This window comes from Microbacterium sp. Root280D1 (genome assembly GCF_001428975.1).
Taxonomy (GTDB): Bacteria; Actinomycetota; Actinomycetes; order Actinomycetales; family Microbacteriaceae; genus Microbacterium.
In genome coordinates, this window is record NZ_LMJK01000001.1 from 49526 (window position 1) to 74175 (window position 24650).

The window sequence follows — 24650 nt, forward strand, 5'->3', positions numbered from 1 at the left end:
GCACCACCGCATCCGATTCGAGTGCGCGCCGCCGCAGGCTGACGCTGCCGAACGCCGCGCGAAGGTCAGGCGCCCGGTTCTTCCGGGTGGAGCAACCGGGAGGCACCGAGAATCTCGATGCCGAGCAGGTGGCCGTCGCGATCGAAGTCGAGAAACAGCTCACCGGAGATGTCGTCGGGCAGGTTCACCGCGACGGTTCTCGCGACCTCGCCATCCGCGATCGCTGCGCCCACCGTCACGTACGCGGCGTCGACCTCAGGGTCGCGTCGCAGCTCACCCACGCCACAGAGTCGCGGCGGCGGCGGCGACATCCGGGGCACCCGCCGACTGCGCGAACGACACCGTCGTGCCGAGGTAGACCGCACCGGCGATCGCCGCCGCGAGCAGCACGATGAGGAATCCGAAGATCACCGCCGACAGCGCGCGGTATCCCCCGGATGTCGGCACCTCAGGTGCCACCGACGGCTGCGCCCAGTCGTCGGCCACCGGCGCCGGCTGATCGCCCGTGAGGATCGCCGGCTTGGGCCGCGACCGGCGAGTGCTGGGAAGCATCGCCTCGGGCGGAGGCGGCGGAATGACGGCATCCGGAATCTCGGACTCCGCGGGAGGCGGCGGGATCACCGCATCCGGAACCTCGGACTCGGGCGGAGGCGGCGGAATGACAGCATCCTCCGGTCGGATGTACGGATCTCTGCTGTCACTGCTCATCTCAGCCCCCTACGGCTCCGACGTCGGTCGTGCCGACGTCCGTCTTGTGGAAGTTCTGGAACGAGCGGGATGCGGTCGGCCCGCGCTGCCCCTGGTAGCGGTTGCCGTACGGGCCCGAACCGTACGGGTTCTCGGCCGGCGACGTCAGCCGGAAGAAGCACAGCTGACCGATCTTCATTCCGGGCCACAGCTTGATGGGCAGCGTCGCGACATTCGCGAGCTCGAGCGTCACGTGCCCCGTGAACCCGGGGTCGATGAAGCCGGCGGTCGAGTGCGTGATCAGCCCCAGGCGACCGAGCGACGACTTGCCCTCGAGGCGAGCCGCGATGTCATCGGCCAGGGAGACCTGCTCGAACGTGGCACCGAGCGCGAACTCGCCCGGGTGCAGGATGAACGGCTCGTCGGGGTCGACCTCGATCAGCCGAGTCAGCTCCGGCTGATCGACCGACGGGTCGATGAACGGGTACTTGTGATTGTCGAAGAGACGGAAGTACCGGTCCAGCCGCACATCGATGCTCGACGGCTGGATCATCTCCGGCTCGTGCGGATCCAGACCGATGTGGCCGGAGGCGAGTTCTGCTCTGATGTCGCGGTCGCTGAGAAGCACGGCCCCAGCCTAGTTGGCACACGCCGCCGACACTTTGGCCATGACGGATCAGGCGGGTAGGCTTGCGTTCACCTGCTCCTCGGATGCAGGTGCGGGGCTGTAGTTCAATGGCAGAACTTCTGCTTCCCAAGCAGATAGCGCGGGTTCGATTCCCGTCAGCCCCTCCACAGGACCCCCGGCTCGCCCGGGGGTTTTCTCTTGCCATCCGTTTCCTCCTCCGCTCCGAACAGGAGCAGATGGGCCCGTTCTCGTGCGCCCGAGAGGAGTTCCGATGCTCGAATCGTCGACCCCGCCGCTCGCCGACCTCGACGGGTACCGCAATGTCACCGACCTGCTGGTCGCGCGAGTCACCGCAGCTCCCGACCACGTCGCCTTCGAGGTCAAGGGAGCGAATGTCGGTGACGCGTGGCGCCCGATCACGACCCGCGAGTTCCTCGGCCAGGTGCGCGCTCTGGCCAAGGGCTTCATCGCCCAGGGCGTGCGGGCCGGTGATGCCATCGCGATCATGGCTCCGACTCGTTACGAGTGGGCCGTCGCCGACCTCGCCGCCTGGTACGCCGGCGCTGTCGTCGTGCCGATCTACGAGACGTCCTCGCCCACGCAGGTGAACGCGATCATCGCGGACGCGGATGTGCGTCTGGCCATCGGCGGCACCTCGATGCACGCGGTGCTGCTGCAGTCCGCACTCACCCACACGGAGCGGATCACGCTCGGCGCCTGGACGATGGATGCCGCAGTGTCCGGCACGCTCTCCGATCTGGTGGCGCGGGGCACCGCCGTCACCGACGAGGAGCTCGAGGCCCGCAGGGCGTCCGCCACGCAGGACGACCCCGCCACCATCGTCTACACCTCGGGCACCACGGGCGAGCCGAAGGGGGTCGTGCTCACGCACCGGAACTTCCTCGGGCAGGTGCTCAACATCGCCGCCGCCTACCGCGAGATCGTGAACGAGCAGGGCAACACCGTCATCTTCCTGCCCCTGGCCCACGTGCTCGCGCGCGGCCTGCAGCTGATCTGCCTCGCCAGCGGGATGCGCATCGCGCACCTGTCCGACCCGTCGACCGTCGTCGCGACCCTTGACACACTGCGCCCGACGTTCCTCGTCGTCGTGCCGCGCGTGCTGCAGAAGATCGAGGCGGCAGCCGCCGCCAAGGCGTCCGACAAGGGTCTCACCGCCGTGTGGGAGAAGGCTCGGGCGACGGCGATCGCGTGGGGCCGGCGTGCCGAGCGGGTCGACGCGGGCCTCACCCCCGGAACGAGCCTCGGGCTGCGCCTGCGTCACCGCCTCTACGACGCCGTCTTCTACCGCCGCCTCCGCGCTGTGATGGGCGGGCGGGTCGACTACATCCTCTCCGGCGGAGCAGCGCTCGACTCGGAGCTCTCGCTCTTCTTCCGCGGCATCGGCGTCCCTGTCATCGAGGGCTACGGCCTGACCGAGACGACCGCGCCCCTCACCGGCAACCTGCCCGGTCGCATCGCGTCGGGCAGCGTCGGCTCGCCGCTTCCGGGACTCACGGTGCGCATCAGCGACGAAGGAGAGGTGCTGGCCCGCGGGCTCGGTGTCTTCAGCGGCTACCGCAACCCCGCGCACGACGACGGCGCCTTCATCGACGGATTCTTCCGGACGGGCGACCTCGGGCGCCTCGACGACCAGGGCAGGTTGATCCTCGACGGCCGCCTCAAGGACGTGATCGTGACCTCGAACGGCAAGACGGTGGTGCCGACGCGCTGGGAGAGCGCGGTCGAGGCGGATCCGCTCGTCTCGCACGCGGTGATGGTGGGCGAGGGCAAGCCGTATCTCTCGGCGCTTCTCGTGCTCGACCCCGAGCAGACCGTGGCCTGGGCGGCATCCGAAGGCGTCAGCATCCCTCCGACCGCCGAGGCCGACCTCCGCGCCGTGACCGACCCGACCCTGCGCGCTCGCCTGCAGCATGCCGTCGACGCCGCCAACGCGCTCGTCGCTCGCAGCGAGCAGGTGCGCCGTTTCAGCGTCGTGTTCGCCGACCTCGACGACCGCGGACTCGTCACCCCGACCATGAAGCTCAAGCGGAGCGTCGTGCTGCATCGCGCAGCCCTCACCGTCGAAGACCTCTACCTCTGACAACCGGAAAGAACACCATGTCCTCCCCCACCTCCTCCGCACCGAAGTCATCCCGGTCCTCGCTGATCGCGATCATCGTCGCCCTCGTCATCGGCGCCCTCGTCGCACTCGCCGGCAGCCAGGGCGGCGCGACCGTCGGCGGCATCCCGCTGTTCGCCATCGCCGTCGCCGCGGCCTTCGCGATCCAGATCCTCGCCTTCATCCCCGCGATGCTGCTGCGCACCGAGCGGTTCTTCGACCTCACCGGCAGCCTCACCTTCCTCGCCATCTCCGTGGCCCTCGTGCTGATGACGCCCATGCCCGATGCCCGCAGCTGGATTCTCGCGGCGATGGTGATCCTGTGGGCGGCACGCCTCGGATCGTTCCTCGCGATGCGCGTGCACAAGGCCGGATCCGACGGCCGCTTCGACGAGATCAAGGGATCGCCGGTGCGCTTCCTGCAGGTGTGGGTGATCCAGGGCGCGTGGGTGTCGATCACGGCGGCAGCGGCGTGGATCGCGATCAGCACGGATGCCGCCTCGCGAGCGCCCATCGGATGGCTGACCGTCGTGGGCATCATCGTGTGGGTGGCCGGGATGACCGTCGAGATCGTCGCCGACGCGCAGAAGTCCGCTTTCCGCGCCGACCCGCGTCACAAGGACGAGTTCATCCGCACCGGACTGTGGTCGCGTTCGCGCCACCCCAACTACTTCGGCGAGATCGTGATCTGGGTCGGCGTCTTCCTCACCGCCGCGCCCGTGCTCGGCGGATGGCAGTGGGTCGCGATCCTCTCGCCGCTCTTCGTCATCCTGCTGCTCACGCGCGTGAGCGGCATCCCGCTGCTCGAGGCTCGCGCCGAGAAGAAGTGGGGCGACCGCGCCGACTACATCGAGTACCGCGAGAGCACGCCCTCGCTGATCCCGCGGCTCACGCGGCCCGTGGTCCGCGAGCACGCGGCGTAAGATCGCCGTCGCGCGAGGGGCGCTCGCGAGCGCCTCTCACGCGAAGTCGAGCTCGCCGCGCACGATCGAGTCGCCCGAGTGCGCAGGATCGCCGTCGACCGGCTCGAAGGAGATGTCGACCAGGCGGTACTCGTCGAGGTCCACACTGTCGGGGACGCGGAACGTGCCCGAGGACTCGTCGAGCACCCCGAGGCTGATCAGCGCCTGTCCGTCCTCGCGGATCAGCCACACCTCGCGGTAGTCGCCGGCGACGAGCTCGTCGCCGTCGAGGGTCACCGTCAACGTGCGCCGGCCGTCGCCGTCGTCGTCGATCCGGGCCTGTCCCTCCGCATCGGGGTGGTCGGGGAACGCGGCGAGCTCGGCCGAGGCGATCACGGCAGAGGAGGGCGTGAGGGTGCGGGCGATCCAGACGCCGGCGCCGATCGCGACGACGAGCGCCATCGACGCGGCGAGGATCCACGCCGTAGCCGACGAGCGGCGGCGTGGACGGACACGAGACCGGTGTCGCGGCGCAACCGCTTTCGCAGCATCCGCCTCAATCGCTGTCGCCGGACCGGCCGCCGGGACCGGTGCCGATGCAGCCGGTGCCGATGCGGACTCCGACTCCGGCGGGTGGACGTCGGATGCCGGGTCGGCAGCAACCGCCGAGGTCAGCCCGAGTTCGCCGTGGATCCTCGACCAGACGTCGGCGGGCGGGGATTCCAGGTCGCCCTCGACGACGCTGGAGCGCGCCACGAGCGCCACCCGCGACATCGCAGCGACCTCGGCGGCACAGTTCTCGCACTCGACGAGGTGTTCCATGTCGGCGTCGGATCCGGCCGGTTCGCCCATCGCGATCAGGGCGATCTTCTCGTCATCGAGATGTGACACGGTTCACCTCCAATCGGTCGCGCATGCGGGCAAGGCTTCGGCGGATATGGCTCTTCACGGTGCCGAGCGGCATCCCCATTCTGCGTGAGATCTCTTCGTGGGTCAGGTCATCGTAGAAGGCCAGTCGCATGACGGCCTGTGCATCCGGCGCGAGCTGCTGGAGCTCGCTCGAGAGCAGCAGCGTCTCGGACAGATCGATCGATTCGGAGACGAGGGCGTCGGGCGGAGTGAGTCGTTCCATCTCGGCCTGCAGCTGCTGCACCTTGGCGCGCGCCTCGAACGTGTCGGCGATCCGGCGCCGCGCGATCGTGATCAGCCAGGTCGACAGTCGCGCCTTCGACGAGTCGTATCCGGCACGCGAGTTCCACGCCGACACGAAGGTGCGCTGGGTGACATCCTCGGCATCCCCCCGATCGCCGAGCGAGCGCAGCGCCAGGGTGAAGACGACCGGCGACCACCGCCGGTAGAGCTCCGCGAGCGCCTGCTCGTCGCCCGCGACGAAGCGCCTGTCGAGCGCCGCTTCGGCTTCGGTGGTCTCATCCACCCGGAGTCTCCTCTCCATGGTGATCACCCCGCCTCATCGCGGGACCGCCACCGCGACCACGTTATCGCGGTAGTGCCCGGTCTGGCTGTCGAAAGGTCCGCCGCACGTGACCAGCACAAGGGCCGAGGGGCCACCACGCTGGAAGAGCTCGTCGGTCGGCAGTGCCGCCTTCTCGTAGTAGGTCAGCGACTGCACCACGAACTCGCGGCTGGTGCCGTCGGCCGCCGTGATGAGGATGGTCTCGCCGGCGGGCACGTCCCGCAGGCGAGCGAGCGGTCCGATCGGATAGTCGATCGCGTCGACGTGCGCTGCGATCAGAATCCGGCCGCTCGTGCTCGTGGCATCCGCTCCGTATCGATACCAGCCGGCGATGGCCGGGTCGACGGGCAGTTCCATCTGTCCGGTGTCGGCCACCCCGACGTCCGTCACCGGCATGTCGATGGCGAGCGACGGGATGGCCAGACCCACGGGAGCGACGGATGCGGTCGGGGTGGGGAGAGCACCCGGCCGCACGGCGACGTCTCTCGCGGGAGTGGGAGGGACGGGCGATGGAGTCGTGGGGGGCGACTCCGTGGAAGGAGGGAGATCCGCGCCCGCCCCTCCCGGTGTGCATGCCACGAGGCACGCCGCGGTGACCAGGGCGCCGAGCGTCATGATGACGCGGCGCAGACGGGCCGTCCGCAGCGTGCCTCGGAGCATCAGCGCACCGTCTGGCGGCGACGGACGATCAGGCCCGCACCCACGGCGGTCGCGATCGCGAGGGCGACGAGACCCGCCGAGAGGAGGGCGTTCGCCGAGGCATCCTGCTCAGCGAGGTAGCCCGCGGTGCCGGAGGGCACTCCGTCGGGGTTCGAGTGGAGTCCCGAGATCGTCTGAGCGGCGATCGCGAGGTTGCCGTCTTCGGCGCTGCCCCACGCGTAGACGATCGTGTTGACGCCCTCTTCGATCGCGACGTCTGCCGGACCGATGACCGGGTCGGTCGTGCCGGTCAGAGCGACGGCGGCCGACACGGTGCCCGCGGGAAGGTCGAGCTTGGCCTCGTTCGGGTTCGTGAGGTTCTCGATCACGGGCGATCCGCCCGCGAGGATGTCGACCGCGGGCGCCGCGGCGGTGTGACGCACGGTGAGTCGCCCCTGGCCGGGAGCCGTCTGCGAGATGTCGTTGGTGAAGAGGTTGAGACCGGGTTCGCCCGCTTCGGTCAGGTGGGCCACGGCGGTGTAGTTCCCGCCTGCTTCGAGAGCGAGGGTCGCGGGGCCGAGGATGGGCGCGCTGGCGTCGGCGGCATCGGGAGCGGTGAGCGCCACCTCGTACGAACCGGCGGGCAGCTCGAGCGGTCCGGCGAGGTCTCCGGGCGCGAAGTCGTCGAGGGTGAGCTCGCCGTTCACGTACACGTCGACGGGGGTGTCGGGGATCGCGTGCAGCACCGAGAGCTGTGCGGCCTGGGTGGTGGCGGCGCCGGCCGGCATGGCCAGACCGAGAGCGGTGATCATTCCGACGGCGAGGCCGGCGGCGACTGTCTTGCGCATCTGTTCCTCCTGTACCCGGACCGCCCTGTGCGGCCCTTCATAGGAGTTGTTCTCCGGGAGCGCCGGGTTTGGATGCACCTGGATGAAGATTTCTCAGATCGCCATGTCGATGTCCGTTCCGGCTATCCGAGCAGCCACTGCTGCAGGGGGTATACGAAGTAGAGCAGCGAGAAGGCCTCGTAGAGCGCCCCGATGATGAGCAGCGCGAGCGCGGGGAGGCTCAGCCAGCCGATGTGCTGGAGTCCGCGCAGGTAGGCCGTGCGTCGATTCCGCGCACCGATCGCCTGTGGGCGAACCCAGTATCGGCCCAGCAGGAACGCGCCCAGCAGCAGAAGGATGTAGGCCTGCAGCTCGATCACGAGAGTCAGCGAATGCGGGATCAGCGCGACCCACCCCTCCGGCGTCGTCGGCACGAGGGTCACTCCGGTCGTCACCGACCAGACCGCGAACGTCGCGAGTCCGAGGAACGGCACGACGAGCGAGGGCAGCAGGATCGTGAGGGCGCCGAGCCGCAGGGTGTTGACCGCCAGGATCGTCAGCGCGAAGAGCCAGGGACTGCTGAGCAGAGAGGTGACGAGGCTCGCTGTGCCGTCGTCCTCCAGCGCCTGGGCGCGGCCGGCGACCAGGTCGGGGAAGAGCAGCCCGAGGATGAAGCCGATCGCGAAGGTGCCGTAGGCGAGCGCATTGAGAAGCGCGTAGACGCGGAGGTTCGAGCGGATGATCTGGAAAGGCCTGCGGATGAGTGTCATGGGTGCTCCCGTCGATGGACTAACACGGTGTGTTAGTGAGGGACGCACGCCACGCTAACACACTGTGTCACCGGGGGTCGTGGAGAATGGGATGATGACCGCCGACCCGAGCATGCTGCCGACGAAGGACCGCATCCTGCACGCGGCACTCACGATGTTCGGCGAATCACGCGGCGCGAAGCTCAGCGTCCGCGCGGTCGCAGCGCGGGCCGGTGTGAGCACCGGGTCGTTGCGGTTCCATTTCCCGACGCAGCGGGCGCTGCTCGACGAGGTCCTCCGCGTGGTCTACGAGGTGATCGCACCGGACGACCCGATCCATGACGAGTCGCTGACGGCGAAGGGGCGGCTCCTCGCATGTCTGAGGCAGGTGCTCGCTCCGTCCGGAGTCGGGGCGCAGGCACGCGAGGCAGCCACGATCCTGCACCGGACCTTCATCGAACCCGAGCTCACGGACGAACTCCGTGATGCCTACCTGGCCATCGAGCGCGAAGGGCAGCGGAGGGTCGAGCACTGGCTGTCCGTCCTCGAAGACGAAGGCTCGCTCCCGGCAGGAGACAACGCCACGCGCGCGCGTTTTCTCAACTCCGTCCTCGCCGGCCTGGCCCTCGAACGGGCGCTCCCCTCGGACGAGTCGATCCTCGAATCCGAGACGAACACGCTCACGATGGCGGTCGATGCCGTGTTCCGCGACGACTAGCGAGGGCTCAGTCCGCCGCCGCCTTCGCCGCGCGCTTGGCCTCTTGGAAGACCCGGATCGCCTCGTACCGCTCGGCTGAGCGAGCCTGTCGCTTCTCGCGCTGCTCGTCGCGGTCCTTCGGGGGTGCGGTCGTGACGAGGTCATCGAGCAGATGTCGCACCGACTTCTCGATCTCAGCGACAGCACGGTCGAACACCTCCCTGTTGGCGCGGGAGGGGGCGTTGGCACCCGAGATCTTGCGCACGAACTGCACCGCGGCCTCATGGCATTCGTCATCGGTGGCCGGTGGGGCGAGGTTGTTCAGAGGAACGATGTTGCGGCACATGCCTGACAGGGTAGAGCGCTGAGCGCCGGAGTCAAGAGGCATCGGACCGACGACTTCCCCACCTATCCTTCCGAGCAGGCACAGCCCCACCCGAAGGGGTGGTCAGCCGCGCACGATGGCCGCGAGCTCGGCGCGTGACGCCGCCCCGGATTTGCGCAGCAGGTTCGACACGTGGAACTTCACCGTGTTCTCGCTCACGTTCAGCGTCTCGGCTATCTCGCGGTTGCGGCGCCCCGCCGACACCAGTCGCAGCACATCGCGCTCTCGCGGGCTGGCGTCGATCGCATCCGGCAGATCGCCCGGCTCGGCCGGTGGATCGAGAGGAAGGCGGATGCCGACTTCCGACCCCCATCCGGGTGTCGAGGCCACCGACAGGTCGCCTGACAGCGCAGAGACCTGCTCGGCGATCGGGCGAAGTGCGTCGTCGTGCGTCGTCAGGTCTCCTCGGCCGTCGTCGCGGATCGCGATCAGCAGGTTCAATCCGTCGCAGTCCCATTGGATGCGCACGCGTCGCGTCTCTCCGCGGTCGACGATCGCCAGCACGGTGCTTCTCACGATCGAGCGCGCAGAGTGGGCGATCACCCCGGGGAGCGCGCGACCGTTGGCCGGGGGCTCGACGAACTGCACGTCGAGTTCGCTGTATCGCACGAGCGGGCGCAGATCGCCGCGCAGACGCTCGAAGGCGCCCGTCACCGGCTCGAGTCCTGCTCCCTGCTCATCGTTGTGCGTCCGCAGTCCGACCAGTGCACCGGCCGCGACATCGACCGCGATCGTGCGTGCCGCCCGGTCGTCGAGCCGCTGCGAGCGCAGCGTCGCGAGCAGGGATTCGAGGGTGAGGGCGTAGCGGTCCCGCTGCTCGGCGAGGGCGAGCGCGTGGTCTGCGGCCAGTCGGCGTGATCCCGCCGGCCCAGCATGCTCTTCGATGCTCATGATCACCTACTCTATTCGTCCCTCTCCCTTCGGGTAGGTGGAACGGTCCCGAGGCGGGAGCGCCCGAAGGTCGCGCGATCGCAAGAGTGGAGACATGCCTCTCACCGCCACGATGTCGCCCGGCGCCGCCATCTCCCTCATCGCCAACGAGCTGCTCCGCGTCGCGGAGCGCACGAGCGTCGCGAACGCGCATCAGCTCATCGATCTGGCAGACCTCGTCGTAGATGCCCGGCGCGTCTTCGTGCTCGGAGCCGGCCGCTCAGGGCTCGCCCTGCGAATGACCGCGATGCGCCTCATGCACCTGGGACTCGACGTGCATGTGGTGGGCGACACCACCACTCCGGCAATCGAGGCCGACGACCTGCTGCTGACGGCGAGCGGGTCGGGAACGACGGAATCGATCGTGCGAGCCGCGCAGCGCGCCTCGTCGGTCGGGGCGCGCATCGGCGCGCTCACGACCGCAGCGACGTCGCCCCTGTCAGAGCTCGCCGACGTCGTCGTGCGGGTGCCTGCCGCCCAGAAGCTGGACCGCACGGCCGACGCCTCGCACCAGTACGCGGCGAGCCTGTTCGAGCAGGCGGTAGTCGTCATCGGCGACGGGCTCTTCCACGCCCTCTGGCAGCGCCAGGGCACCAGCGCCGACGACCTCTGGCCGCGCCACGCGAACCTCGAATGAGCGGCTGCCGCCCCACCATCCACCCCGCAGAACGAACGGAACACCCATGAAACTGCAGTTCGCCATCGACACGCTCAGCACCGAGAAGGCCCTCGAGCTCGCCGCCGCCGCGGCCGCGCACGTCGACATCCTCGAGCTCGGCACCCCGCTGATCAAGAGCGAGGGCCTCTCGGCGATCACCGCCCTGAAGAGCGCCCACCCCGACAAGGTGATCTTCGCCGACCTCAAGACCATGGATGCCGGTGAACTCGAGGCCGACATCGCCTTCGGCGCGGGTGCGGATCTCGTGACGGTGCTCGGCGTGGCCGACGACAGCACGATCACCGGCGCGGTGAAGGCCGCGAAGAAGCACGGCAAGGGCATCGTCGTGGATCTGATCGGCGTCGCCGACAAGCCCGCCCGCGCGCAGCAGGTCATCGGCCTCGGTGCCGAGTTCGTCGAGATGCACGCGGGTCTCGACGAGCAGGCGCAGGACGGCTACTCGCTCGACAGCCTGCTCACCGACGGCACCGCATCCGGCGTCGCCTTCTCCGTCGCGGGCGGCGTCAACGCCTCGAGCATCGCCGCCGTCCAGGCATCCGGGGCGCAGGTCGCCGTCGCGGGCAGCGCGATCTACAGCGCCGAGAACGTCGGAGACGCCGCCGCCGAGCTGCGCGCCGCGATCAGCTGACGACCGCACAGAGAGGGGCCGACCGGCGATGCCCGGTCGGCCCCTTCGTGCGTCGAACGCCCCGACGGCGCCGCTCTAGACGACCCGCGCCGTCACAAGCAGATACTCCCAGTCCATTCGACCGTCTTCGAGGTGGCGGTCGCCGAGTGCGGCCAGGGCATTTTCCAGCTCTGCTCGCCGCTGTTCGTCGTCGCCGATGCCTCGGTACGCCGCCGCGGTCGGGCCGTAGAAGTCCCGGAAGAAGTCCCGGAACTCCGCACCCGACGCGAACCTGTCGACCGACAGCTGCCGACGCTCCGTCGACAGCTCGGCCACGCGGTCTCCGAGGAGGGCGCGCACGTGCTCCTCGTCACCCCAGAGCGGCGGCGGCTGCACACCGGCAGGCGGCGCGGGGACGAACTGCTTGAGCGTGGCGAACAGCTGTCCGACGAACCCCTCCGGCGTCCAGTTGATCAACGCCAGCCGTCCATCGGCGCGCACCACCCGCGTCAGCTCGCCGGCCGCCACCTCGTGATGCGGCGCGAACATCACGCCGACGCACGAGAGCACGGCATCGAAAGAGTCGTCTGCATAGGGCAGCGCCTCGGCATCCGCCTCCTCGAAGGCGAGTTCGACGCCCTGCCGTGCAGCATCCTGCCTGCCGATCTCGAGCAGCTCGAGCGTGAGGTCGCTCGCGACCACGGATGCGCCGGTGCGCGCAGCTTCGATCGACGCGTTGCCGGTGCCGGCGGCGACGTCGAGCACCCGATCGCCCGGCCCGATGCGGCTCTCGGCGACGAGCACGCGACCGAGTTCGGGGATCACTTCGCGCGCGACGGCCGAATAGTCGCCGAGCGCCCAGACGACTCTGTGCTTCGCCTTCAGCGCGCGGTCGGCGTCGGCCTGGAGGTCGGTGGTGGTGGTGTTCATGGTGGGCTCCTCTGCCTTGTGATCCTCACGCTACGAACCCCGCGCAGACCGCTCTAGTATCCGATCTGTACCGGGTCTATCGTGAGGTCCGTGGGCGCCCCCTACTATCAGTTCTGCCCCGTCGCCAAGGCGATGGAGCTGCTGGACGAGCGGTGGACGATGCTCCTGCTGCGTGAGCTTCTGCTCGGCACCGAGCACTTCAACGAGCTGCGCCGCGGCCTCCCCCGCATGTCGCCGACGCTGCTGTCCCATCGACTCGACCAGCTGCAGCGTGCCGGCCTCATCGAGCGGATCACCCAGGGTGCTGACGTCCGCTACGTGCTCACCGTCGCGGGTGCCGAACTGCGTCCGGTCGTCGAACAGCTCTCGGCGTGGGGGGTGCGCTGGATCGGCGAGCTCGGAGACGCCGACCTCGACCCCAAGCTGCTGCTGTGGGACATGCACCGCAATGTCGATCACGGCACCGTCCCCGATGCGCGCACGGTGATCGCACTGAATTTCACGGATGCGAGTCCGGCGCAGCGCCGGTGGTGGCTGGTGATCCACGACGGCGAGGCCGACGTGTGCGACGCCGACCCCGGGTACGACGTGTCGGTCGAAGTGCGCTGCACGCTCCGAGCGCTGACCCGGTTCTGGCGCGGGGACATCGAATGGACGACGCTGCTGCTCGCCGAAGACGCCACCGCGACCGGCCCGAGCGACCTGCGGCGAGCGCTGCCGTCGTGGTTCATCCGCCCGGGATATGCCGCGGTGCCGCGGGTGGGTGCGCCGGTGGGGGCGGGCCGGGTCTAGACGGTCGGACGGATGCCGGCGAGCATGATGTCGAGGAAGAGCTGCCTGTCTCCGGCCTCCCCGATGCGCACTGCATGCTCGATTCCGCACACGAGATGCTCGATCTGCACGATGGACAGATCGGGTCGGATGATCTTCTCGTCGCGCGCCCTCTGAAGCACCCCGTCGAATGCGGCGAAGATCTCGATCTTCATGTCGCGCACGGACTGTTCCTCATCGTCGGGTGAGAGCAGACCGGACGCACGATCGTCGTCACGGGCGCGACCGCGGGCATCGGCTACTTCGCGGCGGAGCAGCTCGCCGCGGCGGGCGCCGATGTGGTGCTCGCGTCGCGATCCGAATCGAAGCTGCACCTCGCCGAGGCATCCATCCGCGGCCAGGTGCCCGGAGCCTCCGTGCGGAGCGTGCTGATCGACCTCGCCTCGCTCGACTCGGTGTCTCGCGCGGCCGACGAGCTGCGCGAGCTGCCCCGCCTCGACGGAGTCCTCCTCAACGGCGGCGCCATGACGGGCTGGCGCGGTGCCCCCACGGCCGACGGCCTCCCCCCGATTCTGGGAACGCACGTGATCTCGAACGTCCGGCTGCTCGCCGGCATCCTGCCGTCCTTGATCGCCACCGGAGAGGCGGAGGGCGTCGCCAGCCGCATCGTGCACACGTCGACCGGCTTCGTGTCGCAGTTCCGGCTCGACGTGGATGACGTCAGGGCGACCCCGCGCAGCGCCATCGCGGCCTACACGAAGGCCAAGACGGTGACCGAGGTGTTCGCCTTCGAGCTCGACCGCCGCCTGCGCGCCGCTGTCCTTCCCGTCGCCTCGCTCGTGGTGCGTCCCGGAGTGGGCGTGGACGCCAAGACGCCCGAGCGCACCGGCATCCACGACGCCTCGACCCCGGACCGGCGCAACCCCTACACGCCCTGGGCTCAGGGAAAGGACACCGCCGCCTGGGCTGCGGTGCGCGCGCTCGCGGATCCCGCCGCGCAGGGCGGCGAGTACTACGCGCCCGCGGGGCGGCTTCGCGGACTTCCCCTGCGAGTCGAGCCGCTCGCCCGCACCCACACCCCTCCTGCTGAACTCGCGCAGAGCGTATGGGACCAGCTCGAAGAACTCGCGGGCGTCCACTTGTCGCTGCCGATCCGGCGTTGACCCGCTACTCCTCGCCGCTGTCGAGGAATACTCCGACACGGCCGCCGTCGAGCACGAACTGCAGCGCCACGCCTGACAGGAAGCGCTCGGCGAGCTCGTCGGGGGTCTCGGAGTCGAACGGCACCGCGACGGTCGGCGGGAATGCACCCACGCCGCACGCCGCGTACCGTTGGCCCTCGAAACTCCAGGACGTCTCGGTGAAGTCACGCACATCGGGCAGCTGGTCGTTCCTGACGGCATTGAGACAGACGTTCTCCGACGAACGCTCTCCCGAGTCGGCGTACCACCCGGGCGTCAGGAAGACCGTCAGGCCGGAGAACTCGGCCGATGCCGCATCCTTCTCCGCGCCGAACCACCCCGGCGCGATCATTCCGGATCGCGTGAGCTCGAGCGTCTCGATCTGCGGCGCACCCGCAGACGACGACACGGGCGGTACCACGGCGAAGGCGTAGGCGATCGACGCCGCGAGCGCGGCCGACGCCGCCACGGAGGCCACCCACAGCGGTGCTCGCCACCTCGCCAGGCGCCCCGGCCACCCGGTCACCTCGTGCGACGCCGCGGGCGCGACCGGCTCGTCCCACGTGGACTCGTCGTCCAGTCGGTCGAGCAGGTCACCGCTCTCGCGCGATGCATCGGCCGAGGGATGCACCACCCGCAGCTCGGCGCGCTCCGAGTCGGCAACGGAGTCCAGAACGGGCGCTGAGCCAGCGGCCTGGGATGCCGCCGCGCCCCCGGTCGACGCCGCGCTGCGCGAGGATTCGAGCTCCTCGAGTCGGCGGACCGCGGACGGGTCGCTCGCGATGTCAGCACGCGGACCGTAGGCACGAGCCCGTAGCTCGCGAAGCTCGTCATCAGCGGCAGCATGCATCCCCGGCATCGTCTCACGGCATCCTCGCCGCGCACAGCAACGGGCGGATGGAGCGTGACACCGCTCCATCCGCCCGCGCCGGGGGTCTTACTTCTTGAATGCGTCCTTGACGTTCTCGCCGGCCTTCTTCGCGTCGGCCTTGACCTGGTCGGCCTTGCCTTCGGCGGCGAGCTTGTCGTTGTCGGTCGCGTTGCCGATCGCTTCCTTCGCCTTGCCGGCGATGTCCTGAGCGGCGTTCTTGATCTTGTCATCGAGTCCCATGAGGAGCTCCTTTCGTGAGGGTGATCGTGACGGCGGGAGGATTCCCGTCGTCTTATCGCCGTTGCGTGTCGCGACCGACGATAAGTCTGTGGAGGGGTGTCAGCGGCGGACCTTGTCGAGTGCCTTCTCGGCCGCCTTCGCCGCCTTCTTGGCTGCCTTGGCGCGTTCCTTCTTCGCCTTCGGGTCGTTCCACATGCGCACCAGCTGGTGCCGCACGGACTCGCCCTTGTTCACCTGCACGGTCGCTGCCCGACTGCCCACGACGTAGGCGACGAAGGCGATGGCGCCGATGAGGAGGATCTTGTTTCGCATGGTGCTGTCCTGCTTCCTGGGGTGGTGGGGGCGAGGTCCGAGGTTCACGACAGACGTCGCTGGTCGTGCGCGAGCCGCGCCCGGAGGCCGGTGTGGATCGAGACGAAGGTCGCGCTCTCGCGGCCGGTCAGGGTGGCGAGGTTGGTGAGCAGCTTGTCGATGTGGTCGACCAGCTCACGCGGATCGGTGTTCTGCCGGGGCGTGACGGCCACATGCAGCACCGGCTCTCGACGGATGTCGTTCGCGGTGACCTGCGACGACAGGATCTCCGCTCTCCCGGCGAGGGAGTTCTTGACGGCATCCGACACGAACGACTCGGTGACCGTGACACGTCCGAGCGGGTTCTGTGCTCCGCTCGAGCGGAAGGCGGTCTTCGACCGGCGGCCCGAGATGCTGGTGAGGGCGACGATGAGCAGCACGATCACGATGACGATCGCGGCCACTGCGCCGATGCCGATCCACGAGAGGCTGCCGCCGGCGATGGCCGTGGCGGCGATCGCCTGGTCGAGCCATGAGCGGGCGTCCGTGCCGGCCGACGTCCAGATGTCGGTGGCGGTCGGCCAGCTCATGATGGCGATGCCGAGAGCGCCCAGTCCGAGGAAGAGCAGGCCGATGATGAGCAGCAGGGTGCGGTTCAGCGCACGATTGGTGTTGTTCACAGCTCGTCTTCCTTCTCGTGGGGGCGCTCGATGCGCACGCGGGTGCGGACGCTGCGGGTCAGCCGGTAAGTCTGCAGCTCTGCCTCCGTGGCCGACTGCACGGCGCCCTTGTCGAGGGGGATGCCCGCGCCGGGGCGCACGGTGACGTCGACACTGCGGTGGCCGACTCCGACGGTGATGCTCTCGCGAGCCAGGCCCGTCTCCTCCGAGAGGTGCTGGGCGAGCGCGCTGGCGATCACGCCGTTGTCGACGACGACCACCCTGTCGCCCGCCTCGAGGGTGTGCCGTGACAGGCGACCCGGAGTGACAGCCAGCACGACGAGCACGACGCCGATCAGGGCGAGCACGACGCTGCCCGCGATCACGAGTCCGGCCGGCTGTGCGGTGGGCAGGCCGACCAGCCATCCGCCCGCCGCGGCGGGACCCAGCAGGAGAGCGGGCTGCGCCGCGAGGCTCAGCACGATCTCGAGCCCGATGTAGGCGAGGGCGAGGATGAGGAGGATGACCGCGACGAACATCGCGACGGTGCGCGGCGAATGCGTCTCGCGTCGGACGACGCGACGAAGAACCGGGGTGCTCATCGCACTCGTCTCCTCTCTGGGATGGTGGCACCGGTGATGGTGAGGGTGATGCGGGTCACGTCACGTCCGAGAAGACCGCTGAGACTCTCCTGCAGCTGCTCCTGCAGCTGACGAGCTCGGTCGAGGACGGGGACGCTCTGGGAGATCGCGACGGTGTCGTCGAGATCGGGGACGGGAAGCGGGGTCGCTATGCGCACGGCGATCCCGCCCGGGTGCTCGGCGACGTCGACCTTCACGTCACCGCGCGGCACACCGATCAGGGTTGCGGACGCCTTCTCGGTGACCGTGCGGTAGACGCGTTCCTTCACGTCGATGCGCCCAGGGACGGTGGCCTCTGCGGTGGCGGCCCGCGCGGGGCCGCCACCGGCGACGAGGTGCTGGTCGACGCGCATCAGGAGGTGCGCCGCCCTGTGAAGGCGTCGGCGAGACCGCGGACGTCGAGCTTGCCGGAGGCGATCCGGCCGATGACGGCTCCGACGCCGGCGAACAGGGCCATGAGGAGGAATCCCCAGAACCCGAACAGCAGAGCGGCCAGGGCCAGGAGTGCGCCGATCAGGGCGCCTGTGGTGGTGGGGGTCATGAGACTCGCGACTCCTCGTTCTCCTGGTTGTCGTCACCGGGGACGTGCACGTCGTTGACCTCGACGTTGACCTCGACGACCTCGAGACCGACCAGGCGGCTGATCGCACCGGCGACGGCGGCGCGCACGTTGCTCGCGACCTCCTGGATCGGGGCGGGGTACTCGACGACGATGGTCAGGTCTGCGGCGGCCTGCGTCTCGCCGACCTCGACCTTGACGCCCTGCGTCAGGTCGGTGGCGTTGACGGCGTCACGGATGGCGCCGAAGGCACGTGCTCCGCCACCACCGAGCGCGTAGACACCGGCGACCTCACGGGCGGCGATGCCGGCGACCTTGGCGACGACGCCGTCGGCGATGACCGTCTTGCCCGCGGCATCCGAGTCGGCGGGGACGCGCGACGTCGAGAAGGCCGACGTGCGGTCGACGCGCGAACCCGAGGCAGCCGGCTTCGGCGCGGTCGACGTCTGAGCGAGCTCCTTGTCGGCGGGGCTGGTGGGGGTGTTCTGATCCTGAGTTGCCATGACCATTCCTTCGTCTCACGATGTGCCGGCCGGGCCGTGGTGGCTTCGCCGGGAGCGTGTGTGGGTCGCTCACAGATAGGACGAGCGCCGAGCGGGATTCGTCACAGATTCGTCGGGAGAATCTGCGAGACAGCGCCCGAGCGGCGATCGACGGCAGAGAACACGCGGTCGCTGGCCGTGCAGGCACTGGCCGTCGCGGGCCGGGACCGCGAGGATGATCGGATGAGCCACGACTCCCCCGCCACCGCCCTGCTCGTGATCGACGCGCAGGAATCCTTCCGCCAGCGACCCGACGAGTGGGCGGCCACCGCCAACCCGGGCGTCATCGACAACGTCTCCCAGCTCGTCGCGTACGCGCGTCGGTCGGGAGACGCCGTCGTGTGGGTCACGCACTCCGAGCCGGGCAGCGGAGGAGTCTTCGATCCGGCCAACGGCTTCGTCCGGGTGGTCTCCGACCTCGACCCGCAGAGCGACGAGACCGCCGTGACGAAGACCACCGTCAACGCGTTCACATCGACCGATCTCGAAGATCAGCTCCGGCGCCGCGGCGTCGGCCGAGTGGTCGTCTGCGGCATCCGCACCGAGCAGTGCTGCGAGACGACGGCCCGGATGGCGGCCGACCTCGGCTTCACGGTGGAGTTCGTGACGGATGCGACGACGACCTCGGCGATCGAGGCGACGGACGGGCTCGCGGCCGTCTCGGGTGACGAGATCATGCAGCGGACCGAGAGCATCCTGGCGGCGCGCGGATTCGCGACGATCGTCCGCACGGCCGACCGGGTGGGTGTCTCCGCCTAGGTTGGAGGACATGCCCTCGCCGCTCGCGCTCCCCGACCTCACCGGCCACACGATCCTCGTCACCGGGGCGAACGCGGGCATCGGATACTGGTGCGCGGAGATCCTGGCCACGCAGGGTGCCAGGGTGCTGCTCGGATGCCGGTCGGCAGAGCGCGCACAGGTGGCCGTGTCGTCGATCCGCGCGCAGGTTCCGGGTGCCGACCTCGACATCGTGCCGGTCGATCTCGGGTCGTTGGCGAGCGTCGCCTCGGCGACGGCATCGCTCGACGAGCGGCTCGATGCGGTGATCTGCAATGCCGGGGTCAAGGCGGCGGATCGCAGCGCCCGCACCGCGGACGGACTGGACCTCATGGTCGGCACCAACGCGATCGGACACTTCGCCCTGGTCGCCCAGCTCGACCGTCTGCTCGCCGACGACGCTCGGGTCGTGGCCGTCGGATCGCTGGCGCATCGCTTCGCCGAGATCGACCCCGGCACACTCTCTCAGCCGTGGACGGGTGCGTCGCTGCGTCAGTACGGCCGCTCGAAGGCCGCCCTGATGGCCCTCGCCTTCGAGCTGAACCGCCGGTGGCGGGGCACGGCGCGGTCTGCGCTGTGTGCTCACCCCGGTTACGCCGTCGATCCGCTGACTCCGCACCGCGACGGACTCGCCGCGGTCTCACCTCTGACGCGCGCCCTCGCGTCGGTCAGCCGTCCGCTCGTGCAGGGCAAGGATGCCGGGGCCGCGCCGATCCTGCATGCTGCCGTCGCGGCCGATGCCACCGGCGGCGATTATTGGGGTCCGGGCGGGCTGCTCGAGTTCCGCGGGGCGCCGAAGCGGGTCGCCGCGAGCGCCCAGGTGCGGTCGGTCGACGTCGGCGCGGAACTGTGGTCGGTCGCCGAGCACCTCTCGGGCGTGCGCTTCACGATCTGACGATCTGACGGCGGATCAGGCGAGCTCCTGGAGTGTCGCGGTCATGTCGCCTCCGGCGTCCCCGGTGTTGACCGTTCCCTTCGGCTCGAACAGGATCGCGTGCACCTCGTCCGTCGCCTTCGGGCAGTGCTCGACCCCGCGCGGCACGACGAAGACGTCGTTCGGGTGCAGAATCACGTCGCGGTCGCGGAGCTGGATGGTGAGCTGGCCGCTCACCACCATGAACAGCTCATCGGTGTCGGGGTGGGTGTGCCAGACGAATTCGCCCTGGAGCTTGACGACCTTGACGTCGTAGTCGTTGACGCTGGTGAGCCGGTGCGGCTGCCAGTGCTCGGTGATCGCCGAGAGGGCGTCGTGGACGTTGCGCACATCGTCTGTCATGCTCACGAGCCTAGCCACCGGCCGGCCACGGCCCCCTCCCGATGAGCAGCGCTCAGGCGGCTTCGGCATCCCTCGACGGGATCTCGTCGATCGATCGATACACGGGCAGCCCGCGCTCGAGCGCGATCTCGACGTCCTTGTCGGCGCCGGCGGAGTCTCCCGGCAGGCGCAGCACCGCGTCGCAGTGCTGCAGCAGTCGGTGGGCCGTCTCGTACATGACGTCGCCCTCGGCGGCATCCGTCTCGTCCATGCCTCGGAGGATCGGCAGGGCGACCCATTCGCCGATCATCGGCACGTGGCCGAGACGGTGGATGGGGGCCGCGACCTCTTCGAGGGCCTCGAGGTTGCGGGCGATCAAGGCGGGGTCGCCGCCCGTGCCGGAGCGGTAGGGGCCGGCGATGAGAATCAGCAGTGGTGTGTTCATGGAGAAGACTGTAACGTTAACCGTGCAGGAACGTGCAACTTCGTGAATGAACGGGATGGGAGCTTCGGATGCTGAGTGCGCAGCGAAAGGATCATCTGCGCGAGATCCTGCGCAGAGACGGTCGCGTGGTGGCGAAGGACGTCGCCACCGATCTCGGCGTCTCCGAGGACTCGATCCGTCGCGATCTGCGCGAGCTCGCCGACACGGGCGAACTCGTCCGCGTCTATGGCGGCGCTCTGCCGGTTCCGCCGGCCGATCGGCCCGTCGACGAGCGCTCGTCGCTGGCCACCGAGAGCAAGGAGCGGGTCGCCCGCCGCGCCGTCGAGCTGATCCTGCCGGGCTCGACGATCGTGCTGGATGCCGGAACCACGACGCTCGCGATGGCCCGCATGCTGCCGTACGGCGCCGACCTGACCGTCATCACCCCCAGCCCGGCGATCGCCCTCGCCGTCGCCGAGCACTCCGACGCCCGCGTCGTGATCATCGGCGGCGAACTCGCCCGCTTCTCGATGGTCGCGAGCGGCCCCCTCGCCATGGAGGCCGTGCAGCATCTCGCCGCAGACCTGTTCTTCCTGGGCGTGACGGGCGTCGATCCCGTCCACGGCCTGACCACCGGCAACCTCGACGACGCCGCCACCAAACGCGCGATCGCCGCGCGCTGTGCGCAGACCTACGTCCTGGGCAGCGAGGAGAAGATCGGCGCCATCTCGCGCTTCCCGGTTCTGAACGTCGACGCCATCACCGGTCTCGTGGTCGACCCTCAGGACGCGAACCCGGTCATCGGCGATCTCGCAGAGGGCATGCCGGTGCTGCGCTGACCGGTGTCAGGTGATGGTCGCCGCCACGATCGTCGGCGTCATGATCGCCACCATCGCGGCCGTGATCGCATCGTTGACCGCCTTGGCGACGGCATCCCCTGCCCGCGATCCTGCCGTGAGCTGCTCGATCCGCTTCTTGAGGTCGCGCGAGGACAGCCCGCCGCACTCCTCGCGCAGGATCGCGTGCGCCGCGTTGAGATTCTGCAGGATCGCAAGCAGCGCCAGGTCGGCCTGCGTCGGAGCACCCGTTCCGGCGAGCACCGCGGCGAGCCGCGCCCTCAGCGCCTGCTCGGGCGTCGAATCGGATTCGGGAGTGCGTGCCGACCCCCAGCCGAAGAATCCGCGCTCCCCTCTGACGAGCACGCCCTGCACGATGAGCGACTCGACCACGATCTCGAGCGGATCGAGCTTGGGGCGCACCACGAGCGACTGCAGCCGCTTGCCGCGCAACGGCACGAGGCGCTGCAGTGTCGTATCGAGGATCGGGTTGCCCGTCGGGTCGGTCGACACGATCTCGACGACAGGGTTCTTCTCGTCCGACACCGCGATGCGTCCGTGCAGGGCGAGGTCGACGATCACGGCCGCGATCTCGCCGTACAGGCGGTTCACGCTCACCGCGCTCTCGACGCGGCCATCAGGCCGGAGAAGCAGCATGTGGAGTTCCTCGACGATCAGCATGCATCCACGCTATGACGGGCCACCTCACGACGGCATCCCCCGGACGGATGATTCCGGAACACCCCCCACACGCACGAACGCCGCGCCCTCCGGAGAGGACGCGGCGTTCGATGAAGAGTGGTTACGCGCCGATCTTCTTGGCATCGTCCGCGTTGAGCACGCGGAAGAGCAGAGCCGCGATGACCGCGCCGACCACGGGGGCGACGATGTAGAGCCACAGCGAGGCCCAGTCGAAGTACCCGCCGACCGAGAGGCCGAGTGCCACCGCCGGGTTGAAGCCGCCGCCCGAGATCGAACCGACGGTCGCTGCGCCGACGAACACCGTCGCCCCGATCGCGAGGCCGTAGAACGAGTTGCCCTCGGTGTCCTTCGAGGTCGCGGTGTTGAGCACGACCCAGACGAGGATCAGCGTGAACAGCGCCTCGACGAAGAAGGCGGGTCCCACCTCGACGACCAGAGCCTCGCCACCGGCGGGCCACACGGCGAAGCTGACCAGCGCGGCGAGCGCGCCACCGACGAACTGCGCCACGAGGTAGGCGATGAAGTCGACGACGCTGAGGCCGCCACGGAGGAAGACGCCGACGGAGACCGCCGGGTTGAGGTGAGCGCCCGAGATGTGGCCGGTCGAGAAGACGAGCACGGCGAGTGTGAAGCCGATCGCGAGCGGAGTCAGCGGGCTCTCGCTGTTGACCGCCGCGATGATCGTGAGGACGAAGAGGAACGTGGCGATCGCTTCGGCGAGCGCCTTTCGGGGAGTACCTGACATGAGAAGTGCTCTTTTCTGAGAGGTGAGGGAAGGCGACCCCCGTCCGCCTGCGCACTCCAGCCGACGCACCCTCCGATAACGCCCCCGAATCTAGCGACGGCAGTCGGAGTCCGGGCGTACGCCGCGCTGGCGCCTGTGAAATACCTGAATGCGATGCGACGGCATGTCAACCCCGTCGCCACATCGGCACGCTTGTCCGTACTGTTCCGGGATGACTTCCGACACCGCCACGACGCCGGAGGAGCCCACTCGCCTGCGTCGCGCCATCACCGGCCCCCTGCTGTTCGCCTTCATCCTGGGCGACGTGCTCGGCGCCGGCATCTACGCCCTGATGGGTGTGCTGTCCGAGAAGGTCGGCGGGATGCTGTGGGCACCGCTGCTTCTCGCTCTCCTGCTCGCGCTGCTGACCGCGGGGTCGTACGCCGAGCTGGTCACCAAGTACCCGCGCGCCGGCGGGGCATCCGTCTTCGCGGAGCGCGCCTTCCACAGCCCCGTCGTCTCGTTCCTGGTCGGGTTCAGCATGCTCGCGGCCGGCGTGACGAGCGCCGCGGGCCTGGCGATCGCGTTCGCCGGCGACTACCTCGGCACGTTCTTCGACCTGCCGACCATTCCCGTCGCGATCGTCTTCCTCGCGATCGTCGGAGCACTCAACGCCCGCGGCATCCGTGAGTCGCTCGGCGCGAATCTGGTGATGACGGCGATCGAGCTGAGCGGTCTCGTGATCGTGATCGTCGTGGTCGGGATGTTCGTGGTCGGCGGCGGCGGCGACGCCTCGCGGCTGACTCAGACGCCCGAGGGGACGCCCGTCGCCCTGGCGGTCCTGTCGGGAGCGGTGATCGCCTACTACTCCTTCGTCGGCTTCGAGACCTCGGCGAACATGATCGAAGAGGTCAAGAATCCGCGGCGCACCTATCCCCGAGCCCTCTTCGGCGCGCTCTTCACCGCCGGTGCGGTGTACGTGCTCGTGGGGGTCGCGAGTTCCATCGCACTGCCGGCGTCCGAGCTGCAGGAGTCGAGCGGACCGCTGCTGTCGGTCGTCGAGGCCGCGGGTGCCAGCATCCCCTCCTGGCTGTTCAGCCTGATCGCCCTGATCGCGGTGGCGAACGGTGCACTGCTCACGATGATCATGGTGAGCCGCCTGACCTACGGGATGGCCGAGCAGAACCTGCTGCCCGCCGTGCTCGGCCGCGTGCTGCCGAATCGAAAGACCCCGTGGGTGGCGATCCTCACCACGACCCTCGTCGCGATGGGACTCACGCTCGTCGGCGATCTGGCGACGCTCGCCGAGACCGTCGTGCTGCTGCTGCTCTTCGTCTTCCTCAGCGTCAACGTCTCGGTGCTGGTGCTGCGACGTGACCGCGTCGAGCACGATCACTTCCGCATCTGGACGGTCATCCCGGTGCTGGGCATCGCCTCGTGCATCCTGCTGCTCACCCAGCAGCGAGGGGTCGTCTGGCTGTTCGGCGCGATCCTGCTGGCGGTCGGCGCCGTGCTGTACCTGCTCGCCCGCTGGGGCCGCAACCGCTCCGACCGCCGCGACCACGACGGAGCCCCGTCATCCACCACCACGAAGGAGAACGATGAGCACGCCTGACCTCACCCCCGACGCCGACGACGCCATGACGAGCGAGGAGAAGCGCCACGACCAGCTGACCGCGGCCCCTGATGCCACCGAGGCCGATGCCGCCCCGCGCATCGAGGTCTCGGAGCACGACGGGAACACCCGCATCGACATCCTCCCCGATGCCGCCGTGCGGCCGGGACCTGGACCCGGGGTCGAGGTCGACGACGAGCCCGAGCAGTAGCCGGAGCGGCGGCGAGAACGCGCGCGGGATCGCCCCCGCGATACTTCAGCGTTCCGATATATCACGACTCACCCCTCGAAAGCAAGCTCTGAGCGTAT

The 24650-nt window shown here is 69.3% G+C and carries 36 protein-coding genes and 1 tRNA gene; 13 read left to right on the forward strand and 24 right to left on the reverse strand.

Annotation, left to right across the window (positions count from 1 at the left end):
* Positions 1 to 65: 65 nt before the first annotated feature.
* Genes ASE34_RS00230 through dcd form a run of 3 tightly spaced genes read right to left on the reverse strand, consistent with a single transcriptional unit; the run spans position 66 to position 1315 of the window.
* On the reverse strand, positions 66 to 281 hold the full coding sequence (locus tag ASE34_RS00230) for a DUF2283 domain-containing protein (RefSeq protein ID WP_230100931.1): 216 nt from the start codon (positions 279 to 281) through the stop codon (positions 66 to 68).
* A complete protein-coding gene (locus ASE34_RS00235) occupies positions 274 to 708 on the reverse strand; it encodes a hypothetical protein (RefSeq protein ID WP_056275320.1) in 435 nt (144 codons plus the stop codon). The genes ASE34_RS00230 and ASE34_RS00235 overlap by 8 nt, the downstream gene beginning before the upstream one ends.
* 1 nt (position 709) lies before the next feature.
* On the reverse strand, positions 710 to 1315 hold the full coding sequence (gene dcd, locus ASE34_RS00240; protein ID WP_042536862.1) for a dCTP deaminase: 606 nt from the start codon (positions 1313 to 1315) through the stop codon (positions 710 to 712).
* A gap of 93 nt (positions 1316 to 1408) precedes the next feature.
* On the opposite strand from dcd, the gene ASE34_RS00245 reads away from it, so the two are divergent.
* The 3 genes from ASE34_RS00245 (at position 1409) to ASE34_RS00255 (ending at position 4357) form a co-directional block, all read left to right on the forward strand.
* A tRNA-Gly gene (locus tag ASE34_RS00245) sits at positions 1409 to 1482 on the forward strand.
* 104 nt (positions 1483 to 1586) lie between these two features.
* The gene (locus ASE34_RS00250; RefSeq protein ID WP_056275323.1) at positions 1587 to 3416 is read left to right on the forward strand and encodes an AMP-dependent synthetase/ligase; all 1830 of its coding nucleotides are present in this window, start codon (positions 1587 to 1589) and stop codon (positions 3414 to 3416) included.
* A 17-nt stretch (positions 3417 to 3433) separates the two neighbouring features.
* Positions 3434 to 4357, forward strand: coding sequence for a DUF1295 domain-containing protein (locus tag ASE34_RS00255; protein WP_056275326.1), 924 nt, complete (start codon positions 3434 to 3436; stop codon positions 4355 to 4357).
* A gap of 36 nt (positions 4358 to 4393) precedes the next feature.
* Here the strand turns inward: ASE34_RS00255 and ASE34_RS00260 are convergent, their stop codons facing one another.
* The 5 genes from ASE34_RS00260 to ASE34_RS00280 form a co-directional block, all read right to left on the reverse strand.
* A complete protein-coding gene (locus tag ASE34_RS00260) occupies positions 4394 to 5227 on the reverse strand; it encodes an anti-sigma factor (RefSeq protein ID WP_056275329.1) in 834 nt (277 codons plus the stop codon).
* A complete protein-coding gene (locus ASE34_RS00265) occupies positions 5211 to 5771 on the reverse strand; it encodes an RNA polymerase sigma factor (RefSeq protein ID WP_150115128.1) in 561 nt (186 codons plus the stop codon). The genes ASE34_RS00260 and ASE34_RS00265 overlap by 17 nt, the downstream gene beginning before the upstream one ends.
* Before the next feature lie 33 nt (positions 5772 to 5804).
* Positions 5805 to 6470 carry a class F sortase gene (locus ASE34_RS00270; protein WP_230100930.1) on the reverse strand — a complete coding sequence of 222 codons (666 nt, stop codon included), beginning with the start codon at positions 6468 to 6470 and terminating at the stop codon, positions 5805 to 5807.
* Complete coding sequence (locus ASE34_RS00275; RefSeq protein WP_053098083.1) at positions 6470 to 7297, reverse strand: DUF4397 domain-containing protein; 828 nt, start codon at positions 7295 to 7297, stop codon at positions 6470 to 6472. The genes ASE34_RS00270 and ASE34_RS00275 overlap by 1 nt, the downstream gene beginning before the upstream one ends.
* A 122-nt stretch (positions 7298 to 7419) precedes the next feature.
* Entirely contained in the window at positions 7420 to 8046 is a 627-nt protein-coding gene (locus ASE34_RS00280) for a stage II sporulation protein M (RefSeq protein WP_082586442.1), read from the reverse strand.
* Between the two features lie 94 nt (positions 8047 to 8140).
* Here ASE34_RS00280 and ASE34_RS00285 point away from each other — a divergent pair, with 94 nt between their 5' ends.
* Entirely contained in the window at positions 8141 to 8743 is a 603-nt protein-coding gene (locus tag ASE34_RS00285) for a TetR/AcrR family transcriptional regulator (RefSeq protein ID WP_053099284.1), read from the forward strand.
* 7 nt (positions 8744 to 8750) lie between these two features.
* Here the strand turns inward: ASE34_RS00285 and ASE34_RS00290 are convergent, their stop codons facing one another.
* The gene (locus ASE34_RS00290) at positions 8751 to 9068 is read right to left on the reverse strand and encodes a DUF2277 domain-containing protein (protein WP_053098085.1); all 318 of its coding nucleotides are present in this window, start codon (positions 9066 to 9068) and stop codon (positions 8751 to 8753) included.
* Between the two features lie 102 nt (positions 9069 to 9170).
* Positions 9171 to 9998, reverse strand: coding sequence for a helix-turn-helix transcriptional regulator (locus tag ASE34_RS00295; RefSeq protein WP_053099285.1), 828 nt, complete (start codon positions 9996 to 9998; stop codon positions 9171 to 9173).
* A gap of 94 nt (positions 9999 to 10092) precedes the next feature.
* Here ASE34_RS00295 and hxlB point away from each other — a divergent pair, with 94 nt between their 5' ends.
* Together hxlB and hxlA are read left to right on the forward strand one after the other, a co-directional pair.
* Positions 10093 to 10674, forward strand: coding sequence for a 6-phospho-3-hexuloisomerase (gene hxlB, locus ASE34_RS00300; protein ID WP_053098087.1), 582 nt, complete (start codon positions 10093 to 10095; stop codon positions 10672 to 10674).
* Positions 10675 to 10720: 46 nt separating this feature from the next.
* Entirely contained in the window at positions 10721 to 11344 is a 624-nt protein-coding gene (gene hxlA, locus ASE34_RS00305) for a 3-hexulose-6-phosphate synthase (protein WP_053098088.1), read from the forward strand.
* A 75-nt stretch (positions 11345 to 11419) separates the two neighbouring features.
* On the opposite strand, the gene ASE34_RS00310 is transcribed toward hxlA, so the two are convergent.
* Positions 11420 to 12253, reverse strand: a complete 834-nt coding sequence (locus ASE34_RS00310) for a class I SAM-dependent methyltransferase (RefSeq protein WP_056275336.1) — start codon at positions 12251 to 12253, stop codon at positions 11420 to 11422.
* A 90-nt stretch (positions 12254 to 12343) separates the two neighbouring features.
* On the opposite strand from ASE34_RS00310, the gene ASE34_RS00315 reads away from it, so the two are divergent.
* Positions 12344 to 13045 carry a winged helix-turn-helix transcriptional regulator gene (locus ASE34_RS00315; protein ID WP_056275339.1) on the forward strand — a complete coding sequence of 234 codons (702 nt, stop codon included), beginning with the start codon at positions 12344 to 12346 and terminating at the stop codon, positions 13043 to 13045.
* Here ASE34_RS00315 and ASE34_RS17695 read toward each other — a convergent pair.
* Complete coding sequence (locus tag ASE34_RS17695) at positions 13042 to 13398, reverse strand: hypothetical protein (protein WP_157538026.1); 357 nt, start codon at positions 13396 to 13398, stop codon at positions 13042 to 13044. The two genes, ASE34_RS00315 and ASE34_RS17695, sit on opposite strands and share 4 nt — an antisense overlap.
* On the opposite strand from ASE34_RS17695, the gene ASE34_RS00325 reads away from it, so the two are divergent.
* Entirely contained in the window at positions 13291 to 14187 is an 897-nt protein-coding gene (locus ASE34_RS00325; RefSeq protein ID WP_056275344.1) for an SDR family NAD(P)-dependent oxidoreductase, read from the forward strand. The genes ASE34_RS17695 and ASE34_RS00325 overlap by 108 nt on opposite strands.
* A 4-nt stretch (positions 14188 to 14191) precedes the next feature.
* Here ASE34_RS00325 and ASE34_RS00330 read toward each other — a convergent pair whose 3' ends face one another.
* From ASE34_RS00330 to ASE34_RS00365, 8 genes are all read right to left on the reverse strand, one after another.
* The gene (locus ASE34_RS00330) at positions 14192 to 15055 is read right to left on the reverse strand and encodes a hypothetical protein (RefSeq protein WP_056275347.1); all 864 of its coding nucleotides are present in this window, start codon (positions 15053 to 15055) and stop codon (positions 14192 to 14194) included.
* Positions 15056 to 15142: 87 nt separating this feature from the next.
* A complete protein-coding gene (locus tag ASE34_RS00335; RefSeq protein ID WP_053098095.1) occupies positions 15143 to 15316 on the reverse strand; it encodes a CsbD family protein in 174 nt (57 codons plus the stop codon).
* Between the two features lie 99 nt (positions 15317 to 15415).
* Positions 15416 to 15628 carry a hypothetical protein gene (locus ASE34_RS00340; protein WP_053098096.1) on the reverse strand — a complete coding sequence of 71 codons (213 nt, stop codon included), beginning with the start codon at positions 15626 to 15628 and terminating at the stop codon, positions 15416 to 15418.
* 44 nt (positions 15629 to 15672) lie between these two features.
* The gene (locus ASE34_RS00345) at positions 15673 to 16287 is read right to left on the reverse strand and encodes a hypothetical protein (RefSeq protein ID WP_056275349.1); all 615 of its coding nucleotides are present in this window, start codon (positions 16285 to 16287) and stop codon (positions 15673 to 15675) included.
* Positions 16284 to 16868, reverse strand: a complete 585-nt coding sequence (locus ASE34_RS00350) for a DUF6286 domain-containing protein (RefSeq protein WP_056275352.1) — start codon at positions 16866 to 16868, stop codon at positions 16284 to 16286. Before ASE34_RS00350 ends, ASE34_RS00345 begins: the two co-directional genes overlap by 4 nt.
* A complete protein-coding gene (locus ASE34_RS00355; protein ID WP_056275353.1) occupies positions 16865 to 17260 on the reverse strand; it encodes a hypothetical protein in 396 nt (131 codons plus the stop codon). The genes ASE34_RS00350 and ASE34_RS00355 overlap by 4 nt, the downstream gene beginning before the upstream one ends.
* Positions 17260 to 17448, reverse strand: a complete 189-nt coding sequence (locus tag ASE34_RS00360; RefSeq protein ID WP_053098100.1) for a DUF2273 domain-containing protein — start codon at positions 17446 to 17448, stop codon at positions 17260 to 17262. Before ASE34_RS00360 ends, ASE34_RS00355 begins: the two co-directional genes overlap by 1 nt.
* On the reverse strand, positions 17445 to 17969 hold the full coding sequence (locus ASE34_RS00365; protein ID WP_053099288.1) for an Asp23/Gls24 family envelope stress response protein: 525 nt from the start codon (positions 17967 to 17969) through the stop codon (positions 17445 to 17447). The genes ASE34_RS00360 and ASE34_RS00365 overlap by 4 nt, the downstream gene beginning before the upstream one ends.
* A 222-nt stretch (positions 17970 to 18191) precedes the next feature.
* On the opposite strand from ASE34_RS00365, the gene ASE34_RS00370 reads away from it, so the two are divergent.
* Both ASE34_RS00370 and ASE34_RS00375 read left to right on the forward strand, forming a co-directional pair.
* The gene (locus ASE34_RS00370; RefSeq protein WP_056275356.1) at positions 18192 to 18767 is read left to right on the forward strand and encodes an isochorismatase family protein; all 576 of its coding nucleotides are present in this window, start codon (positions 18192 to 18194) and stop codon (positions 18765 to 18767) included.
* A 10-nt stretch (positions 18768 to 18777) separates the two neighbouring features.
* The gene (locus ASE34_RS00375; protein ID WP_056275359.1) at positions 18778 to 19680 is read left to right on the forward strand and encodes an SDR family NAD(P)-dependent oxidoreductase; all 903 of its coding nucleotides are present in this window, start codon (positions 18778 to 18780) and stop codon (positions 19678 to 19680) included.
* Positions 19681 to 19695: 15 nt separating this feature from the next.
* Here the strand turns inward: ASE34_RS00375 and ASE34_RS00380 are convergent, their stop codons facing one another.
* Both ASE34_RS00380 and ASE34_RS00385 read right to left on the reverse strand, forming a co-directional pair.
* On the reverse strand, positions 19696 to 20061 hold the full coding sequence (locus ASE34_RS00380) for a cupin domain-containing protein (RefSeq protein WP_053098103.1): 366 nt from the start codon (positions 20059 to 20061) through the stop codon (positions 19696 to 19698).
* A 52-nt stretch (positions 20062 to 20113) separates the two neighbouring features.
* Positions 20114 to 20485 carry a DUF4406 domain-containing protein gene (locus ASE34_RS00385; protein ID WP_200955140.1) on the reverse strand — a complete coding sequence of 124 codons (372 nt, stop codon included), beginning with the start codon at positions 20483 to 20485 and terminating at the stop codon, positions 20114 to 20116.
* A 68-nt stretch (positions 20486 to 20553) separates the two neighbouring features.
* On the opposite strand from ASE34_RS00385, the gene ASE34_RS00390 reads away from it, so the two are divergent.
* Positions 20554 to 21303 (forward strand): DeoR/GlpR family DNA-binding transcription regulator, encoded by a 750-nt coding sequence (locus ASE34_RS00390; RefSeq protein ID WP_056275362.1) that lies wholly within the window; start codon positions 20554 to 20556, stop codon positions 21301 to 21303.
* 6 nt (positions 21304 to 21309) lie between these two features.
* Here the strand turns inward: ASE34_RS00390 and ASE34_RS00395 are convergent, their stop codons facing one another.
* Both ASE34_RS00395 and ASE34_RS00400 read right to left on the reverse strand, forming a co-directional pair.
* Entirely contained in the window at positions 21310 to 21981 is a 672-nt protein-coding gene (locus tag ASE34_RS00395) for a GOLPH3/VPS74 family protein (protein WP_056275365.1), read from the reverse strand.
* A gap of 121 nt (positions 21982 to 22102) precedes the next feature.
* Complete coding sequence (locus ASE34_RS00400; RefSeq protein ID WP_056275368.1) at positions 22103 to 22747, reverse strand: MIP/aquaporin family protein; 645 nt, start codon at positions 22745 to 22747, stop codon at positions 22103 to 22105.
* 211 nt (positions 22748 to 22958) lie between these two features.
* Between ASE34_RS00400 and ASE34_RS00405 the strand changes: the two genes are divergently transcribed.
* On the forward strand, positions 22959 to 24341 hold the full coding sequence (locus ASE34_RS00405; protein ID WP_053098106.1) for an APC family permease: 1383 nt from the start codon (positions 22959 to 22961) through the stop codon (positions 24339 to 24341).
* Complete coding sequence (locus ASE34_RS00410) at positions 24328 to 24552, forward strand: hypothetical protein (protein ID WP_053098107.1); 225 nt, start codon at positions 24328 to 24330, stop codon at positions 24550 to 24552. Before ASE34_RS00405 ends, ASE34_RS00410 begins: the two co-directional genes overlap by 14 nt.
* Positions 24553 to 24650: the final 98 nt, after the last annotated feature.